The organism is Tepidimicrobium xylanilyticum, from assembly GCF_900106765.1.
Taxonomy (GTDB): domain Bacteria; phylum Bacillota; class Clostridia; order Tissierellales; family Tepidimicrobiaceae; genus Tepidimicrobium; species Tepidimicrobium xylanilyticum.
In genome coordinates this window covers 102,123-121,403 of the sequence record NZ_FNNG01000003.1, presented here as the reverse complement: position 1 = coordinate 121,403, position 19,281 = coordinate 102,123, and the positions used below count along the sequence as shown (strand labels likewise).

15 protein-coding genes are annotated in these 19,281 nt (G+C 30.3%); 12 read left to right on the top strand and 3 right to left on the bottom strand.

Annotated elements, in window-relative coordinates; translation table 11 throughout:
• Nucleotides 1-20 precede the first annotated feature (20 nt).
• Entirely contained in the window at nucleotides 21-1,628 is a 1,608-nt protein-coding gene (locus BLV68_RS04790) for a TolB family protein (protein ID WP_093751375.1), read from the bottom strand.
• Between the two features lie 144 nt (nucleotides 1,629-1,772).
• On the opposite strand from BLV68_RS04790, the gene uvrB reads away from it, so the two are divergent.
• Nucleotides 1,773-3,752, top strand: a complete 1,980-nt coding sequence (gene uvrB / locus BLV68_RS04785) for an excinuclease ABC subunit UvrB (protein ID WP_093751373.1) — start codon at nucleotides 1,773-1,775, stop codon at nucleotides 3,750-3,752.
• Between the two features lie 38 nt (nucleotides 3,753-3,790).
• Entirely contained in the window at nucleotides 3,791-6,619 is a 2,829-nt protein-coding gene (gene uvrA, locus BLV68_RS04780) for an excinuclease ABC subunit UvrA (protein ID WP_093751371.1), read from the top strand.
• Between the two features lie 68 nt (nucleotides 6,620-6,687).
• Here uvrA and BLV68_RS04775 read toward each other — a convergent pair whose 3' ends face one another.
• Nucleotides 6,688-7,608, bottom strand: a complete 921-nt coding sequence (locus BLV68_RS04775) for a helix-turn-helix domain-containing protein (protein WP_093751369.1) — start codon at nucleotides 7,606-7,608, stop codon at nucleotides 6,688-6,690.
• A 764-nt stretch (nucleotides 7,609-8,372) separates the two neighbouring features.
• Between BLV68_RS04775 and BLV68_RS04770 the strand changes: the two genes are divergently transcribed.
• The 6 genes from BLV68_RS04770 to BLV68_RS04745 all read left to right on the top strand — a co-directional run bounded on the left by BLV68_RS04770 (nucleotide 8,373) and on the right by BLV68_RS04745 (nucleotide 14,987).
• On the top strand, nucleotides 8,373-9,692 hold the full coding sequence (locus BLV68_RS04770; RefSeq protein WP_093751367.1) for a radical SAM/SPASM domain-containing protein: 1,320 nt from the start codon (nucleotides 8,373-8,375) through the stop codon (nucleotides 9,690-9,692).
• Between the two features lie 189 nt (nucleotides 9,693-9,881).
• The gene (locus BLV68_RS04765) at nucleotides 9,882-10,877 is read left to right on the top strand and encodes an ABC transporter ATP-binding protein (protein WP_093751365.1); all 996 of its coding nucleotides are present in this window, start codon (nucleotides 9,882-9,884) and stop codon (nucleotides 10,875-10,877) included.
• 12 nt (nucleotides 10,878-10,889) lie between these two features.
• Entirely contained in the window at nucleotides 10,890-11,690 is an 801-nt protein-coding gene (locus tag BLV68_RS16245) for an ABC transporter permease (protein WP_093751363.1), read from the top strand.
• Between the two features lie 200 nt (nucleotides 11,691-11,890).
• Nucleotides 11,891-13,444, top strand: coding sequence for an IS21 family transposase (gene istA / locus BLV68_RS04755; protein WP_200773647.1), 1,554 nt, complete (start codon nucleotides 11,891-11,893; stop codon nucleotides 13,442-13,444).
• Between the two features lies 1 nt (nucleotide 13,445).
• On the top strand, nucleotides 13,446-14,198 hold the full coding sequence (istB, locus tag BLV68_RS04750) for an IS21-like element helper ATPase IstB (RefSeq protein ID WP_093751361.1): 753 nt from the start codon (nucleotides 13,446-13,448) through the stop codon (nucleotides 14,196-14,198).
• Between the two features lie 51 nt (nucleotides 14,199-14,249).
• Complete coding sequence (locus BLV68_RS04745) at nucleotides 14,250-14,987, top strand: ABC transporter permease (protein ID WP_159428613.1); 738 nt, start codon at nucleotides 14,250-14,252, stop codon at nucleotides 14,985-14,987.
• 475 nt (nucleotides 14,988-15,462) lie between these two features.
• Here BLV68_RS04745 and BLV68_RS15400 read toward each other — a convergent pair whose 3' ends face one another.
• Nucleotides 15,463-15,648: a hypothetical protein gene (locus BLV68_RS15400; RefSeq protein ID WP_093751357.1), complete on the bottom strand. Its 186-nt coding sequence runs from the start codon at nucleotides 15,646-15,648 to the stop codon at nucleotides 15,463-15,465.
• Between the two features lie 745 nt (nucleotides 15,649-16,393).
• Between BLV68_RS15400 and BLV68_RS04735 the strand changes: the two genes are divergently transcribed.
• From BLV68_RS04735 to BLV68_RS15395, 4 genes are all read left to right on the top strand, one after another.
• The gene (locus tag BLV68_RS04735) at nucleotides 16,394-17,593 is read left to right on the top strand and encodes a hypothetical protein (protein ID WP_093751355.1); all 1,200 of its coding nucleotides are present in this window, start codon (nucleotides 16,394-16,396) and stop codon (nucleotides 17,591-17,593) included.
• Between the two features lie 57 nt (nucleotides 17,594-17,650).
• On the top strand, nucleotides 17,651-18,019 hold the full coding sequence (locus tag BLV68_RS15695; RefSeq protein WP_200773646.1) for a hypothetical protein: 369 nt from the start codon (nucleotides 17,651-17,653) through the stop codon (nucleotides 18,017-18,019).
• Nucleotides 18,020-18,025: 6 nt separating this feature from the next.
• Nucleotides 18,026-18,439, top strand: a complete 414-nt coding sequence (locus BLV68_RS15690) for a radical SAM protein (protein WP_327192041.1) — start codon at nucleotides 18,026-18,028, stop codon at nucleotides 18,437-18,439.
• Nucleotides 18,440-19,049: 610 nt separating this feature from the next.
• A complete protein-coding gene (locus tag BLV68_RS15395) occupies nucleotides 19,050-19,205 on the top strand; it encodes a hypothetical protein (RefSeq protein ID WP_159428612.1) in 156 nt (51 codons plus the stop codon).
• Nucleotides 19,206-19,281: the final 76 nt, after the last annotated feature.

Sequence of the window (19,281 nt, the reverse complement as noted above, 5' to 3'; positions counted from 1 at the left end):
GAACCCTATTTTAGGGTTCATTAATTTTTATTATTAACTACATCGGATTTGCTTAAGTCTACTGCATATATAATACTCATTTCATCCCTATCATAGGGTAAGTGAGTACTGATATATCCTTTTTCCTTAGCGGAATCATAGAATAATTTATCGTTATTAATTTTAGCATATGGGGTTATGGTCTTTTCCAAATTATTAAACTTGTATAGGGTATAGTCCTTGTTGTGGGTATTTTGCTCAATGATAATGAATTCGTCTTTACTTAATTTCATGTAGTTGGCGATATTTTTATCTATTTTATATTCAAATTTATTTTCGTTTAAATCAAATATATAAAATATATTCTTATTTTCGACTTCTAAATTTTTCAAATAAATAATCTTTTCATCATTTAAAAAGCTAATTTTAAATCCTTCCCCTATCTTTATTGATTTGTTGCCATCGCTATATTTGTTACCACCGTCATAGATATAGATATTCTTATTGGTAAGATCCTGCCTTGGTTCAGTAAATAGTATCATATCCCCATATATATCAAAGGAATCTACATTTTTGTCGGTTTTAAATATTTGCTTTGCTTCATTTTTATCTAGATCATAGGTTAAAAAGTTAGAGTATCCATTTTTCATATTTATAAAGATAAGTGTTTTATTATCCTTCCATTTCATGAGCTTAGGGTGCAAATAGCTATCGGGGTTAATCTTATAAGCAATTTTTTCTTGTATCGATATTAGGTATAAATCAGTTTTATCTTCAACCTTTTCAATTATGGACGCCCATTTACCATCAGGACTGAATTGGGCAGATTGAATTTTAGCTTTAGAGCTGTATAGTTTATTTTGCTCTTCCTTTTCAAGATCGTAAATCCAAAGAGCTTCATAATCCATATTATTTTCAGCATGGGATTGCTTATATAATAAGTAGCTGTTGGGTATATAATCTAATAGTATGCCATTATCAATATAAGTAGAAATGGGTTCCTTTGTTGAACTTAATACAGTACCAGTAAGGGCATCAACTTTTATGTTAAAGTTTATCAATGGAGATTCTCGGTTTTCTTTATCAAATATATTGGTAAAAATAATATTCCAATATATTTGATTTCTCAGTTTACCTAATGTTACTTCTGGTATGGAATTAGGTTCAATTTTAAAATCGGTGTAAATTTTATCTAATATTTGATCTTTATTAAATTTTAGAGGAATAAGGTCATAGTTTTGGTTGATTATATTAAATTTTAAATTTTCAATTTTTTCATCAATGGTATCTCGCAATTCCAATACTACTTTGGGAACAGCTAACTGGGTTTTTCCTTCTTCTTGCAAACTACTTACAAAGATATTTATAGTATTTTGGGTTTTTGTAATTTTATCTATCCTAACACCAGAGCTTTCTATCAATCCAATGTTTGCCAGAAGTTTTAAATTATTAGTTTTATCCAGTATTTCTACGCTAGGATCTAGGGCTTGGAACCCTTTAGACAAAGTAATTTTTTCAATCATGTAGTTTAAAGATTTTTCCTTAATTTCATTGTTAATGCCGGAATAGGATTTGTCTATATGGCTACTACATCCTAGGGTTATTAGGGCTAATGCAAAGATTACTACTATAAGGAATATTTTTTTCATAATTAGCTCCTCCTTACCTAATAGTTTATAATATTAATAATAATTGTTCAATATTATTTTCATTTCAGAATTATTGTTTTGACTTTTATATTATATGTATTATAATAATAGGCAGGAACAAGCGTTCAATCAGAGGTGAAATATATGCAAAGATTTAAAATCCATTCTAATTTCAAACCAACTGGCGACCAACCACAAGCTATAGAAAAATTATCAAATGGCGTATTAAACGGATTAAAACATCAAACCCTTTTAGGAGTAACTGGTTCTGGGAAGACTTTCACTATGGCAAATATAATTGAAAGGGTACAAAAGCCTACTTTGGTTATAGCACATAATAAGACTTTAGCTTATCAATTAGCTAGCGAATTTAAGGAGTTTTTCCCAGAAAATGCAGTAGAGTATTTTGTGTCCTATTATGATTATTATCAACCGGAAGCCTATGTGCCTCAGACGGATACCTATATAGAAAAGGATGCTTCAATAAACGATGAGATAGACAAATTAAGACATTCAGCAACAGCTGCCTTATTTGAAAGAAGAGATGTAATAATAGTAGCCAGCGTATCCTGTATCTATGGGTTGGGAGACCCTATTGATTATGAAAATTTAGTAGTGTCCTTAAGGCCTGGTATGGTTAAAGACAGGGATGAAATAATAAGAAAGCTAATAGATATCCAATATATGCGCAATGACATAAATTTTACTCGAGGAACCTTTAGAGTTAGAGGAGATATACTGGAAATATTTCCTGCTTCATCCAGTGAGAATACCATTAGAGTTGAATTTTTTGGAGATGAAATAGACAGGATAGTGGAAGTAAATCATATAACCGGAGAGATTATAGGTGCTAGGAAACATGTTTCTATTTTTCCTGCTTCCCACTATGCTACATCTCCTGAAAAGATTAATAGGGCGATAACTACCATAGAAGAGGAGTTGGAGGAAAGATTAAAGGAATTAAGGGCGCAAAGTAAGTTATTAGAAGCTCAAAGATTGGAGCAGAGGACCAGATACGACATAGAGATGTTAAGGGAAATGGGATTTTGTCAAGGGATTGAAAACTACTCAAGACATTTAAGCGGTAGGCCTCCTGGAAGTAGACCCTTTACCTTGATAGACTATTTTCCTAAAGATTTTCTTATAATTGTGGATGAATCCCATGTTACCATTCCCCAAATTGGAGGTATGTACGAAGGGGATAAGTCGAGAAAGACTACCTTAGTTGAATATGGATTTAGGCTTCCTTCAGCTTTAGATAATAGACCTTTAAAATTCTCTGAATTTGAAGAATTGGTCAATCAGATAATTTATGTTTCTGCTACACCAGGCCCCTATGAGAAGAAGCATTCTGAACAGATAGTAGAGCAAATCATAAGACCAACAGGGTTATTAGATCCTAAAATCGATGTAAGGACTACAGAACACCAAATAGACGATTTGGTAAGGGAGATACGAATTAGGGCAGAGAAAAATGAGAGGGTCTTAGTAACAACACTGACTAAGAGAATGGCAGAAGATTTAACTAATTATTTCAAAGAAATTGGAATAAAGGTAACCTATCTCCATTCCGATATTGACACCATTGAAAGAATGGAGATTATAAGAGATTTAAGGCTTGGAAAATACGATGTACTAGTAGGGATTAACCTATTAAGGGAAGGGTTAGACCTTCCAGAGGTATCTTTAGTAGCTATACTTGATGCAGACAAGGAAGGATTTTTGAGGTCTGAGACTTCCTTAATACAGACTGTTGGAAGAGCTGCGAGGAACGTTAATGGTCAGGTTATTATGTATGCAGATACCATAACTAAATCTATGGAAAATACTATTAAGGAAACCAATAGAAGAAGGGAAATACAAGCAAGATATAATAAAGAATATAACATAACTCCAAGGAGTATTGTTAAGGGGGTAAGGGATGTAATAGAAGCCACTGTCGTCTTAGAAGAAGAGGCAGAATATGTAGCAGATACATTTACTGGAGAAGAATTGGAAGTTATGATAAACAATTTAAGAGAAGCCATGCTAAAAGCTGCAGAAGAGTTAAACTTCGAAAAAGCAGCTGAACTAAGGGATAAGATGATAGAACTGAAAAAACTGCAAGATGCAGGAATAAGATAATTTCCAGATTGTGAATTGAAAAAAGAGGTGAAAATATAGTGGTAAATGACAAAATAATAATTAAAGGTGCAAAAGAACACAATTTAAAGAATATAGATTTAGAACTTCCTAGAAATAAATTCATTGTAATTACTGGATTAAGTGGTTCTGGTAAATCCTCCTTAGCTTTCGATACCATATATGCAGAAGGGCAAAGAAGATATGTAGAAAGCCTATCCAGTTATGCCCGATTATTTCTAGGACAAATGGAAAAACCGGATGTAGATTATGTGGAAGGTTTATCGCCTTCTATTTCTATTGACCAGAAGACTACTAGCAGAAACCCTCGCTCTACTGTTGGAACGGTAACGGAGATATATGACTATCTTAGGCTATTATATGCTAGAATAGGCACTCCTTATTGCTATAAATGTGGCAAGGAGATAACTAGCCAAACTGTAGATCAAATGGTGGATAGAATAATGGAGTTTGAGGAAGGAACTAGAATTCAAATACTTTCTCCAGTAGTTAGAGGTAAGAAAGGAGAACATAAGAATATATTAGAAAATATTAAAAAAGAAGGTTTTATCAGAGTAATGGTAGATGGAGAAATATATGAGGTAACCGATGAAATTAAGTTGGAAAAGAATAAAAAACACGATATTGAAATAGTGGTAGATAGAATCATTGTAAGAGAAGGAGTGGAAGGTAGGCTAACTGATTCCTTAGAAACGGCTCTCAAGTTATCTAATGGATTAGTCATTGTAGGTGTAATAAATAAGGAAAGGATTTTATTTAGTCAAAAATTAGCCTGTCCCGACTGTGGTGTGGCTATAGAGGAGCTATCCCCAAGGATGTTTTCCTTTAATTCACCCTATGGAGCATGCCCCAATTGTAATGGGATAGGATATCATTATGAAGTAGACAAGGATTTAGTAATACCAAATCCCGAATTAAGCATAAATGAGGGAGGTATTGCCCCCTATAATACTACAAATGAATCGAGCTACTATCATCAGATATTTAAAGCATTAGCTGAGGAAAATGGATTTGATATGGATACTCCTTTGAAATATGCACCTAAGAAATTTTTGGATGAAGTGTTATACGGGACTGATAGGATTATAAATATTAAATTTAATAGCCGCTACAATGGACCTCGCAATTATAATGGAACTTTTGAGGGAGTTATTCCTAATTTGGAAAGAAGATATAGGGAGACTAACTCTGATTATATAAAAGGTTGGATAGAAGATTATATGACGGAAATACCCTGTCCTAAATGTAAGGGGGATAGATTAAAGGATGAGATACTGGCAGTTAAAGTAGGAGGGCTAAATATTGCTGAATTTACTCACATGTCCATTTCCCAGGCCATTGACTTTATAAATAACTTAGAGTTAGATGACAGAAAAAGAGCAATAGGACATCAGGTGTTAAAGGAGATAAGAGAAAGATTAAGTTTTTTGAAGGATGTAGGACTAGATTACTTAACCCTATCAAGAAGTGCTGGAACCCTTTCTGGAGGAGAATCACAGAGAATTAGATTGGCGACCCAAATTGGGTCAAGTCTAGTAGGAGTAATCTATGTATTAGATGAACCAAGTATAGGACTTCATCAAAGGGATAATGCTAAACTTTTAAAGGCTTTGCGAAACCTAACCGATTTAGGCAATACCCTCATAGTAGTGGAACATGATGAAGATACCATATATAGTGCAGATTATGTAGTGGATATAGGACCTGGCGCCGGAGTTCATGGCGGGTATATAGTGGCACAAGGAACTGTTGAGGATATTAGAAATAATCCTGAATCCATTACAGGCCAATATTTATCGGGGAAAAAACGAATTGAAATTCCAGCTAAAAGGACTAAACCCAATGGCAATTGGATAGAAGTGATAGGGGCAGAGGAGAATAATCTTAAAAAAATAAATGTGAAATTTCCCTTGGGGGTTTTCACCTGTGTAACAGGAGTATCTGGTTCTGGTAAAAGCTCCTTGGTTAATGAAATACTATATAAAAGCCTTGCTCAAAAGCTAAATGGAGCAAAGGTTAAGCCTGGGAAACATAAGGAGATTAGGGGGTTAGAACATTTAGATAAGGTGATAGTAATAGACCAATCTCCCATTGGCAGAACTCCAAGATCCAACCCTGCCACCTATACAGGAGTATTCGATCATATAAGAGATGTATTTGCCATGACTCCAGAAGCTAAAATGAGAGGATATGAAAAAGGTAGATTTAGCTTCAATGTAAAAGGGGGCAGATGTGAAGCTTGTAAAGGCGATGGGATTTTAAGGGTGGAAATGCACTTCTTACCCGATGTCTATGTGCCCTGTGAGGTGTGCAAAGGAAAAAGATATAATAGGGAGACCTTACAGGTTAAGTATAAAGGAAAGACCATTTCTGATGTATTAGATATGACAGTAGAAGAAGCACTAGAATTCTTTGAAAACATACCTAGAATAAAGAGAAAACTACAGACCTTATACGATGTAGGGTTAGGATATATAAAACTGGGCCAATCCTCAACGGAGCTATCTGGCGGGGAAGCCCAAAGGGTTAAATTGGCAACGGAATTAAGCAAGAGAAGCACAGGAAAGACCATTTATATATTAGACGAGCCAACAACTGGCCTTCATATGGCGGATATCCATAAGCTAATCAAGGTTTTAGAACAATTAGTGGAAGGTGGAAATACGGTAATAGTAATAGAACATAATCTAGATGTAATAAAGACTGCCGACTATATAATAGACTTAGGTCCTGAAGGAGGGGACAAAGGTGGCACAATAGTAGCAACTGGTACCCCTGAAGAAATAGCAGAAGTAGAGGAATCCTATACAGGCCAGTTTTTGAAGAGGATATTAGAAAAGCAAAAATAGAATGAGCTAAATTGATATTAAAGAATCAGCTCTTATGGCTGATTCTTTTTTGACTGTATAAATAGGACTTACAATTCTATACCATAAAACTTCCTACAATTGCCTACGATCATATCCTTCAATTTAAATTGCCTAAAAATTTCACATAAAACTATGGATTTATTTAAAGAATCCATAAAAGAGTTATGATGAAGAAAATACTCAGCAATCCCTTTTCTAAAGTATAAAAGGCTTATTCCATTATAATTTTTATGTTTAACATAGTATTCTATACCTAAATTTGAGTATTTTAAAGCCTCTTCATGGATTTTCAGTTTGTGATATGTATGGGCTAAATTATAACATATTTCTGGATATATGTTATCATTATGTTCCGCTGTTTTCATACAGAACTTCATAATTTCTAAACTTTTTTCAATTGTTTCCATCTTTTCCATTATAAGCGCCATATTCATTAATATCCTTAATTCTATAGAATTATAGACAAAGGATTTATAATTAGAAGGTAAAAATTTTGGTGTAGTCATTTTTAAGGCCTCAATTAATTTACTCATAGCTTCATTGGGTTTGTCGTGATTTTTATTTAAAATGATGGATTCTGTCAGCAGTATAAATTGTTTTAGTAAATTGGAAAAATATTTACTTATGCTATTATTCAAAAGGGTTTCTAACTTATCTAATTCAATTTGAAGGGTTTCATAATCATTTATATAAAGTTTATAGTCGATGTTATTGATGGCTTGTTCAAATTTATTATAATTATTAATTCTATAATTGAGTAGAAGTTGGTTCAAATCTTCTTTTAATATAAGAGATAGTAGATCCAAGGTTTCATGCTTTGGAATTACCTTACCATTTTCAATCTTCCTCAATGTTTCAACGCTTACTCCTGTTAAATTTGAAACATCACGTTGGGTTAACTTTAGACGCTTTCTCATACTTTGTACGTTTTTACCAAATTCATATAGATTATAATACAAATATCTCACCCCTAAACTCAAAGGTTGGAGAGTTTTGTTTTTATTAAAAATGGATGGATTACTAATTAAATATGCTTATATCTTATTAATAGTATAGCATATACATGCTAAAATTTGTTAATTTCGGTACGAATGGTAGGGAAAACGGTACGAATAGTATTTTGTTTTAAATTTTGTCATAAATTAACAACTAATAGCAATTATAAAATCTAGAAAATGGATTTTATATAACGATAGAATGGTGATAACCAATTTTATTAATTGGGAACTTTGAAGAGGCAAAATAAAGATATGAGAGTAAGAAAACATAAATAGTATAATTTCTAAATAATACCATAGATTTCAAAAAAGTCAACCCAATTTGAATTGGATTGATTTATACTTTATTAATAAATATAATAACGTTAAGTAAATAAATGTAAGAGAAGAGAGATAATACAAAATAGCTTATAGTAACATTAAACATCATAGCTATTTACTAAATTTGATGTATGAAAATAATATTCTTATCACTGACTAGGGTTATTTGTTAGAATTGAAGGCTGTCAAGGTCATGAGGCTTTTATCTTTAAAACTTGATGAGTGAGTGGATTTAAATTTAGGTGTCATTATATTTGATGATACCCGTTAACTTTAGGAGATGAGATGATGAAAAGAATCAGAAAACCCATAATAAAAAAGGTTAGCTTAAATGCCCATCCAAGAGTAGATTAAAAAGATCACAGGAGTTAAATCTCCTGTGATTTATTCTAAAACATAGAAAGGGGTTTATTATGAGATCTAGGTTTTTGTTGAGAAAAGAAAATTTTGGTGGATTGTTATATGATAGGGATAATTTTGAATTCTATTTTATAGATATGTTTGGTTTTGATATAATTTTTAACATTGCTCAGATGGGTATTCAAAAAACAATATTGATTTATGACAATATCGAGAGAAATAATGTTGTTGAATATATTAAAGAATTAAGCAAAATGGGTCTAATTAAAGATAATAAAATTAATGCTGATATTATAATAAATAAGCCAACTGAAAAATCTTTATCTGCACCAATAAAAGCATATTTAACTATTACTGATATTTGTAATTTAAGATGTGAACATTGTTTTGGGGATTTTGGACAAGGTAGTGAAATGAGTATGGAACAAATAGAATATGTGATAATGCAATTAAAAGAATTAGGGGTACCCCAAATAAGTATTACTGGAGGAGAACCTTTATGTCATCCAAGAATATATGAAATAATTGAATTAATAATAGAAGAAAATTTTACAATACAGATAACCACCAATGGTTTACTTATAAATGATAAATTTGTAAATGCATTATCTAAATACAGCAATCAATGTTTTAGAGTTTCAATTTCATTAGATGGAATAGAAGGGGCACATGATATGATTAGGGGAAAAGGCAATTTTTCAAGAGTCATGGATAAGATCAGGTATTTGCAGCATAATAATTTTAATTTTGGTGTCAATACAGTAATAAATAATTATAATATAGATACTATAGAGCAATATTTAGATATGCTGTTAGAAAACAAAATCACCAATGTTTCTTTTTCATTAGTAATGCCAACAGGAAGGGCAGGTAAAGGGCAAATTAATCTGATTAAATTAGATGATAGTCATTGGAAGGATAAAATTGTTAAGGTAAAGAAAAGTATACAGGAATTTGCAAAGAAAACTTCATTATCTCAATATGCATTCGGTAAGGTTGTTACTCCAGATGGAGAATTTATTTTGGAACATGACGAGATTCGTACTAAATTAGGATTAAAGAGATGTGCAGCTGGTTCGTATATTGTAACTATATCATCAAATGGTGATTTGTTTCCATGTGTGCATTTAAAAGAATTTTTTGATAGAAGAAATATTTTTTCGGAGTCCATTTTTGATAAACATTTTAAGGAAATATGGGATTCTAATGAGCAATTTGTATTTATGAGAAATCTTGAGGCTGGGGATAGTTGCATATCTTGTGAATCGTACATAAATGGATTATGTGTTGGAGGTTGCCCTGCTATTTCTGACATATATACTTACAATGTATTTGATAATGACCCTTATTGTCCAAAGTGGGAGATTAAATAACATATTTTGAAAGTTAATCATGAGAAATGGTGCGAAATTTTCTATAATAGAATGACTTTATTAAACACTTGTTTTTAATGAAAAAATTGAAGAGAGGTTGTTTATGTTGCATTTGAATTATTAACCAAAATTAAGGTTTCGATCTGTTATTTATATTTATAAAGTGTATAGAAATGTAAGGAGGCTCCCATGATAGAAGTAGATAATATCACAAAAACTTTTGTAATTCCTGTCAAAAGAGATGACGGATTTTTTAAAAGTCTCGTCAGTAGAGAATATATTTACAAAGAAGCTGTTAAAGGCATTAGTTTCTTTGTGAATAAGGGAGAATTGGTTGGCTATATTGGTTTAAATGGTGCTGGGAAATCTACGACAATAAAGATGTTATGTGGGATATTAAATCCTGATACAGGCAGTATAAGGGTAAATGGGATTAATCCTTTTAAAAATAGAAGGGAGAATAACATGAATATTGGAGTAGTGTTTGGGCAACGGGGGCAGTTATGGAGGGACTTGCCAGTTCAAGATTCCTTTATTTTATTAAAGAAAATCTATAATGTAGCAGATGAAGATTATAAAAGAAGAATTCAATTTTTAGACAATATGCTAGATATAGGAGAACTTATGAAAATTCCAGTGAGGAAGCTAAGTTTAGGTCAACGCATGAGATGTGAGTTTGCTGGAAGTCTTATTCATTGGCCAGATGTAATTTATCTAGATGAACCTACCATAGGATTGGATATATTAACTAAAAAGAGAGTGTTATCATTTGTCAAAGAATTGAATGAACAATATCAAAAGACTATAATATTTACTACTCACAATATGCATGACATTGAAGATTTATGTGATAGAGTAATATTGATAGATAAAGGACTAATTATGTATGATGGCAAAATTCAAGAATTAAAGGCATCTTATAATAAACAAAAAGTATTATCTATAACATTTAGAAATGTTATAGAACTTGACAAACAAAATCTGTTAGAAATAGTTGAAAGGTTTGGGCAGATTAAAGATATCCATAATAATAATTTAATTCTACATATTGAAGATGGAGGAATAGATAATATAAGACATGTTTTAGATAAAATGAATGAGATTTGTGTAATTACAGATTATAGTATATCTTCTTTTAAATTTGAGGATATAATAGAAAATATTTATCTACAAGAATCAAAATGAGGAGTGGATTAGGTGGGTAGGCTAGGTTTATCAAAATACTTTGAATGGTTAAAAATTGGAATAAAAATTCAGATATTTGATAGAGGGATTATTTTAGAAAATATATTTAGTCTAATCTCCCAAATTTTTTTATCCTATTTTTTATGGAAAGGAATATATGGGGGGAGAGATATATTAAATGGACGGACTTTTTCTCAAATGATTAATTATATAGTTCTAAGCGTAGGAATATCTAATATCTTCATATATCCCAATATCTATTTTATGTCGATTGATATAAGATCAGGCAATATAGCCTATACCTTGCTTAAGCCATTAGACTATCAAATGCAATTTTTATTTAAGAATATAGGAATTATAATTCCTATGTCAATGATATCACTTTTTTCAGTTTTGCTATTTCGAATATTTGTATTGCCGCTAGATGGTCCAGTTAATTTTGTCTACTTTATTATTAGTATATTCTTGTCTGCTTTGACCGTAATAACATTCGATTTTGTTTTAGGTGTGATTTGTTTTTGGACTGAAAACAGTTGGGGAATCAACACTTTTAAATTCACTATAATATCTTTTTTTTCGGGCAAGTTAATACCTCTTGATTTCTTTCCTGAATATCTTAAATACATATCTATTAACATATTACCTTTTTCAGGGATAATTTTTACTCCAATAGATATTTATCAAAATTATTGGAGTATTAACTATTTTTTAATGTATTTAATACGCCAGGCTGGGTGGATTGTCTTGTTTATATTATTAGGAAGGTATTTGTTTAATTTGGCAAGAAAACAAGTTTTTATAAATGGGGGGTAAAATTTGAAAATTTTTCTGTATTATATATCTATTATAATTACTTTTATCAAATTTAATATAAAAAGGCTTTCAGAATATAAAGTTGTAAGTGGTAAAATAAAATCATGAGATTTCGGAAAATAAGAATCCTGAAATTTTTCCAGTTGTATATGAAACAAATCTACTTTCCTGTAAAATATCTTACAGGAGGTAGATAGAAAATGGGATTGAAGGGTTGGCATATGTTTAATGAAATTAAAAACATGAAAGAATTAGGGCTAAAGAAATCTCAAGTATCAAGATATTTAGATTTAGACTATGGGACTGTATCTAAATACTGGAATATGCAGGTAAAGGAGTTTGCTGAAAATATGGAAAAAGTGAAGGTTAGAAAGAAAATACTAGATGAATATGAAGATGAGATAGTAGGTTGGTTAAGAGATTTTCCAGACATGAGTGCAGCTCAGATTTTGGATTGGTTAAAGGAAAGATATGGAGATATTAAATGCACACATAGGAGTGTGAGAAACTATGTAAGATATATAAGAGATAAATATGATATTCCAAAGGTTGTATCTAAAAGACAACATGAAGCAGTGCAAGAACTTCCAATGAGCTATCAGGCACAAGTTGATTTTGGACAAATATGGCTTAACAATGCAGATGGAAAAAGAGTTAAACTTTATGCCTTTGCTATGGTACTGTCTCACTCTAGAATGAAATATGCCTATTGGCAGGACAAGCCATTTACAACGAAAGATTTTATCGATGCTCATATTAAGGCCTTTGAATACTTTGGAGGTAAAACCCACGAAATAGTATATGACCAAGACAGACTATTAGCAGTTGATGAAAACTATGGAGACATAATTTTTACAGAAGAATTTCAAAACTTTAAAGACTTTATGAAAATTAGAGTAAGAATGTATAGAGGATATGACCCAGAAAGCAAAGGAAAAATAGAAGCAGTTGTCAAATATTTAAAGTATAATTTTGCAAAGAATAGAACTTTTGTTGATATAGACAAGTTTAATGAAGATTGTCTATTGTGGTTAGATAGAACAGGAAATGCTAATATTCATGGAACAACAAAAAAGATACCGAAAGAAGTATTCTTCCTCGAAAAGAAATACCTTCTTCCAGTATCACAAACATTTAGAAATGTACCATCTAATTCAATTTTAACCTATACAGTAAGAAAAGACAATACAATTTCTTACAAACAAAACAGATATCAAGTACCAAAAGGAACCTATGAACCAGGAAAAACAGTTGGAGTTCGTAATTTAGATGGTATTATTCAGATAATAGATAAGGATACAGGTAAAATTTTAGCAGAGCATAATGAATGCACACTGAAAGGGAAATTAATACAGATTAGCCATCCTGAAAGGGATAAAACTTTAAAGATAGACAAACTATATGAAAAAGCTTTAAATGTACTGAACAACACCAATGAAGCCAAGATTTTTCTCGATAGAATTAGGATTGAAAAACCAAGATACATCAGGGACCAATACAGTTTAATATGCAACACTTGTAAAAATGTAGAGAAAAAACTCATAGAAGAATCTCTTAAATATTGCATAGAAAGAGAGATATTCAGTGCTGTAAGTTTTAGAGATGCAATTGAATTTTTAGGTGAGAAATATAAGGAATTAGATAACCAAAAACTAGAAACAGCTAATAAAAACATCCCTTCTATCCCTCAAAGATATGATATTAAAACCCAAATTAGGGATACATCAGAATATGTAAAAGCATTGGAGGGATAAGATGATAGGTAAAATTGATTATATAAAAGAATATGCCAAAGAACTAAAGTTATTAAATCTGCAAAAAAAGATAGACGAGTTCATAGAACATGGAGAAAAGGAAGATTTATCATATCAAGAATTTCTTTACCAAATATTAAATGAAGAGATAATTGCTAAGGAGCAGAGGAAAAAACAAACTCGATTAAAAAATGCAGGATTTCCTGTAATAAAGACAATAGAAGAATTTGATTTTGAATTTCAAAAGTCTATCAGCAAAAGACATATAAACAGGCTTCTAGAAATGGACTGGATAGATAAGATATACAATCTTATCTTCCTAGGTCCTCCTGGTGTAGGGAAAACTCACTTAGCCATAGCATTAGGCTATAAAGCTATAGATATGGGATACAAGGTAAGCTTCATCTCAATGGACAATTTGGTCTATTCATTAAAAACACAGGATATAATGAGAAAGAGTAAGATAAAGATAAATAAAATACATTCCTCAGACCTTGTAATTATTGATGAAATTGGATATCTACCAATTAATCGCGAGGAAGCTAATATGTTTTTCCAGTTAATATCAGCCTTACACGAACAGACTTCAATTATAATTACATCAAATAAGGGCTTTGGAGATTGGAACGAATTATTAGGAGACCCAGCATTAACTACAGCTATATTAGACAGGCTTACCTATAAATGTGAGTTATTTAATATGACTGGCAAAAGCTATAGGCTTACACATAGAAAATCCTTTTTAGAGGATTAGAAACTGGAAATTGTTCGGGAAAATTATTTTCCGAAATTTAAGGAAAAGTACTTGCCGTTTACAAAAGTTGACTTTTATTTAGGAATATTCTGTATATTGCTTACCCAATCTTTAAATTTGAGTTTCTTTTATCTAATATTTGAGGCGGTACCAGAAATAAGTGGTTGGAACCTATATGAAGTTTTATTAGTATATGGGTTTTATACTCTTAATTATGGATTTTTCATGTTTTTATTTGGTAACCTTAGGAGCCTTAAAGGTTATTTATTTTCAGGTGAATTTGAGACTATGCTTATAAGACCAATTCCACCAATTTTTCATATTATGATATCAGGCTTTGACGAAAGATCTATATTTCAGACAATATTAGGATTTATTATTATACTGTACTCATTTTTAAACCTGAATATTGCAATTAATTTTACCACTATCGGATATGTTATTGTATTTATGATTTTGGGTAGTTTAATTTTTGGTGGTATAGCAATTATTGCTGAAACTATTTTATTCTATACTAGATATAGTTTTACACCAATAGATAGCATTTTTTTTCTAGCCCAGTTTGTTAAATATCCAATGTCTATATTTGGTACAGTATTAAAGAAAATTCTAACTTTTGTGATACCATTAGGATTTCTGAGTTATTATCCTTCAAACTTTTTTTTGAATAAGGTTAATATAGGATTTAATGTATTTCTAGTAGAAGGAATTATCTTGTGTGTTTTAGCTATTATATCAAAAAAATTTTTTGATAGAGGATTGAAGAAGTATGAAGGTAACGGTAATTAATGTAGGAGGAATCTTCATTGGCTATTTACAATGTTTTTAATGCTAAAGAATAATAGTGGTATTTCAACAATGGATTTATGGAAGGTAGAAAATATTTGTAATGAAAAAAAGATTGTATATGGATTAATGTGTTTGGCAATATGAAAATACAATTTTTGGCCATTTAAAATGCAATTTTACAATGCAATTGTCAGCATAGTTTTTAATTTGCTATACGATAACTTTTCCCTGTAGATATTAGCATGTGTGAGTGATATACTAGCCTATCGACTATTACAACTATCGGCTTTTTATCAAATAAAAAGCTTTTCTATTGATGTTTTATGGGGGAATGGCATTCTTAGTCTTAAGGCATTTTTCAAGTAGCTTGTGATTATATGCGTCTAAGTTTGTAATTATAGGTTCAGGAACTAACATATTTCTGGATATATGTTATCATTATGTTCCGCTGTTTTTATACAGAACTTCATAATTTCTAATTTTTCTCAATAGTTTCCATCTTCTCCGTTATAAGTATCATATTCATTAGTATCCTTAATTCTATAGAATTATAGAGAAAGGATTTATAATTAGAAAGTGAAAATTCTGGTGTAGCCATTTTTAAGGTCTCAATTAATTTACCCATAGTTTCGTTGGGTTTGTCGTGGATAGATTCTGTCAACGTTTCAATGCTTATCCTGTTTGATTTGAAATATTATGCTGGGTTAATTTTAAACGCCTTCTCATACTCTGTATGTTTTTGCCAAATTCATATAGATTGTAATACAATCATCTCACTCTTAAAGGTAAAAGTTGGAGAGTTTTGATTTTGTTAAATATAAATGGATTAGAGACAAAATATGTTTATACTTTATTAATAATATAGCATATTTATACTAATTTTTATTAATTTTGGTGCTAATTATAAGAAAAGTGGTGCGAATAGAATCAAAAAATTAGATTGTTTGAAATCTAACTTTTTTGTTCTCATTCATCTGATATCCTGTAGTATTTATGAAATTACTAAAAATGAATTATTATAAAGTACTAATGGCTAGTATTGGTAACTGTAGGTAATTGAAGGAAAAATTTAGGTTTTATACTGAAAATTTATAAATAGCATAGCATTTAATATTATCATAGATTTCCCAAAAATTAATCTAATTTGAATTGTATTGAAATAATTGGAAATTTATGTTTATAATAAGGTAAATAAATTTAATATTAGAAATGAATGATGAGAGTAACTTTTCTAAGTTATGATTTATCCCTATTATATTAAAATATGGATTTATTTTAGAAAAGAGGAATTAAAAAATTGATCAAAACTTAGTATTTGGAAATATTTGGGAAGAGGGAATGAGCAGGCATTTTACCGTTAATATCTCCATCTAAAAAAAGGAGAACTAAATTTAGGAGGTCTATTTATGGAAAATCTTAATAGAAAATTGTTATTAATTTTGCTATCTGTTAGTATATTTTTCTTCCTCTTTGGATGTAACAATGAAGATAAGTTGGAATCGCTAGATAAGACAAAAGATGTTATAAGAAAAGATGTGCAGGAAGTTAAGGTCAAATTTGAAAAGTATGATATTATAAAAAGTTTAGAAGAACATGGAGTTACACTAGAGACGCCAGAAATCGATATTTTTAGTGTTAAAGATGATGTGTTAATCTTTGGCATACGAAATCCTACTATTGAAATTGAAGATGTTACAAAAGCCACTGAATTTGGTCCTCCTGTAACCCATTCAAAATTAATGAAGTATGATTTAAATAAAGATACATTATCAGAAATTTATAAGTTTGAAAGTCCTATACAATGTTACGATGTAGCTGTTAAGGGTGATGAAGTAATAATAACATACAGTGACCATAAGGATGATTTAGAAAGCTTAAATGCATCTAAGGTCCATTGTTATATAGCAAAAATAAAAGGGAATAAAATGACAAATATAGATTCCTTTGTAATAAACTTTTATTATGATGTTCCTTTTTTGGCTACCCTAAACGGTGATATTTATTATTCTTATAACAAAAAGGTAAACAATCAAGAGGTATTTGGAATAAATAAAATTATAGATGATTCTGTAATTAATATAGTTGAGTACAAGGATATTAAATTGTTAGATAGTAGAATATATAGTAATGGTAAAGAAATGATGTTATCTATAGATGAAGGAGAGCAGGCCTTTTTCTATATTTTTAACGAAGATGGTTTTTTATTAAAGAAGCCCTTAGATTTAAATAAGAGAATCCGTTCATATAATCTATTATCCAATGGAATAATTATGTCAATTGAAGAAAAGGATTCAGGCAAATATTATATAGAGTTTCTTGATTTAAAATCCGATAAAATAATTCGCAAGCACATAGGTCCCATGTATTATATGGTAAACAATGGGAAAATGGATTGTATAGGAACGGGGGATTCTTTTAATCTTAATCATTTTATGGTTAGGGATGACCAAATAATAAATACTTATATTGATATACATAATGAAATAATAGGGTCTACTAGAAAATCCACTAGCAGAGTTATTAGAATACATCCAAATAGAAAAAATGTCTATGGGGTTTATTTTGAAGGCTTAGGCATCTATACTAATGTAAAAATATTAGATTGATCTTGATAAGCCTGACGCGATTATTATGAGTTAACAGATGAAAGGAGCCAAGGTTATATGAAACCATCTGAATATAATTTCTTTTATGAATTTCCAAGGGATTCCAATGAATTGATTGCATACAATTCCAGAACTAACTCATTAGCATTAATTGAAAAGGAAAAGTATTCTAAGTATAGGAATTTTAAAGATAAGCATATTCCTATTGATGATGAGGAATTAGTAAAAGATTTAAGAAGGGGACAATTTTTAATTGATGATGATATTGATGAATTAGAATTATTAAGATTCAGGCTCCTAAGTTCAAGATTCGATAACAAAAGCTTGTCCATAACCATTGCACCTACAATGAATTGTAATTTTAATTGTATTTATTGTTATGAGAAACCTCGTGAAGAAAACATATTCATGACAGAAGAAGTTTAAAAAGGAATAATAGATTATATAAAAGGTCAATCCAAATATTTAGAAAATATACATATATCATGGTACGGAGGAGAACCTTTATTAGCATTTGATATTATAAAGAGAATGTTGGAAGCTATTATGAAAATGTGTAAAGAGAAAGATATCAAATATAATTCTTCTATCGTAACAAATGGATATAACTTGAATAGGGATATTGCAATAAAATTGAAAAAGATAAACATTAATTCTATCCAAATAACCTTAGGTGGAAATGAAGAAATGCATAACAAGAGGCGTCCACTAAAAAATGGACAAGGCACTTTCCATAAAATATTAGATAATCTATCAAAATCTGTTGATGTTTTACCCAATATATCTTTAAGAATTAATATAGACAAAAAAATACTGATGAAGTTAATTCTATCTTACAGGAGTTAGATAGATTTGGTTTAAAAGGTAAGGTATATCCTTACTTAGGATGTGTAGAGTCTATAAACAACTGTCATTCTTCAGCCAATTGTCTGGCTGTAAAGGAATATTCATATAAAGATTTGAAATATAATGAAAAATTACAACAATATGGTTTTATCAAAAATATCATATATAACTATTCAGAACTTAAGAGTAGTTATTGCAGTGCAGATAAAATTAATTCAATGGTTATAGACCCGGGAGGCAATGTCTATAAATGTTGGTGTGAAATAGACATATGTGAATATAAAATAGGTAATATATTAGACCATAAATTAAAAAAATTATGAAAATATAAGCAGATATTTGGGATATGTTCTTTATGATGCTACTATGGATGAAGAATGTAGAGAATGTAAGATTTTGCCCTTGTGTATGGGGAATGCCTTAAAAATAGAATGGGAAACAAAGCTAACAGATGCTCTAAATATATATATGTATTAAAAGATTATATTAAGAAAATAGCTGATGAGTTATATAGAGAAGCAATTGTAAAAGATAACGTATAGACCACAATTAGCATAATAATTATATTCAATATATTATTATAAAAATACTATGTAAAGGAGGCAAGGATATGAAGTACTTAGTGGAAAATGTTGAGCTTAATGGATTATGGCTAACTCCCATTTGTCTTGATTACTATCCGTGCTCTAGTAAAGGTAGTGTCGGATGCGACCTAGAAATAATCAGAGCTGACTCGGAGCCCATAGTAGAACCTAAAATTAAGTAAATATTAGTTTTAGTAACTATTCTAATTTTAGTAGTAAAATTGGAGTAGTTACACACTATAGTATGTTATAAAAAGA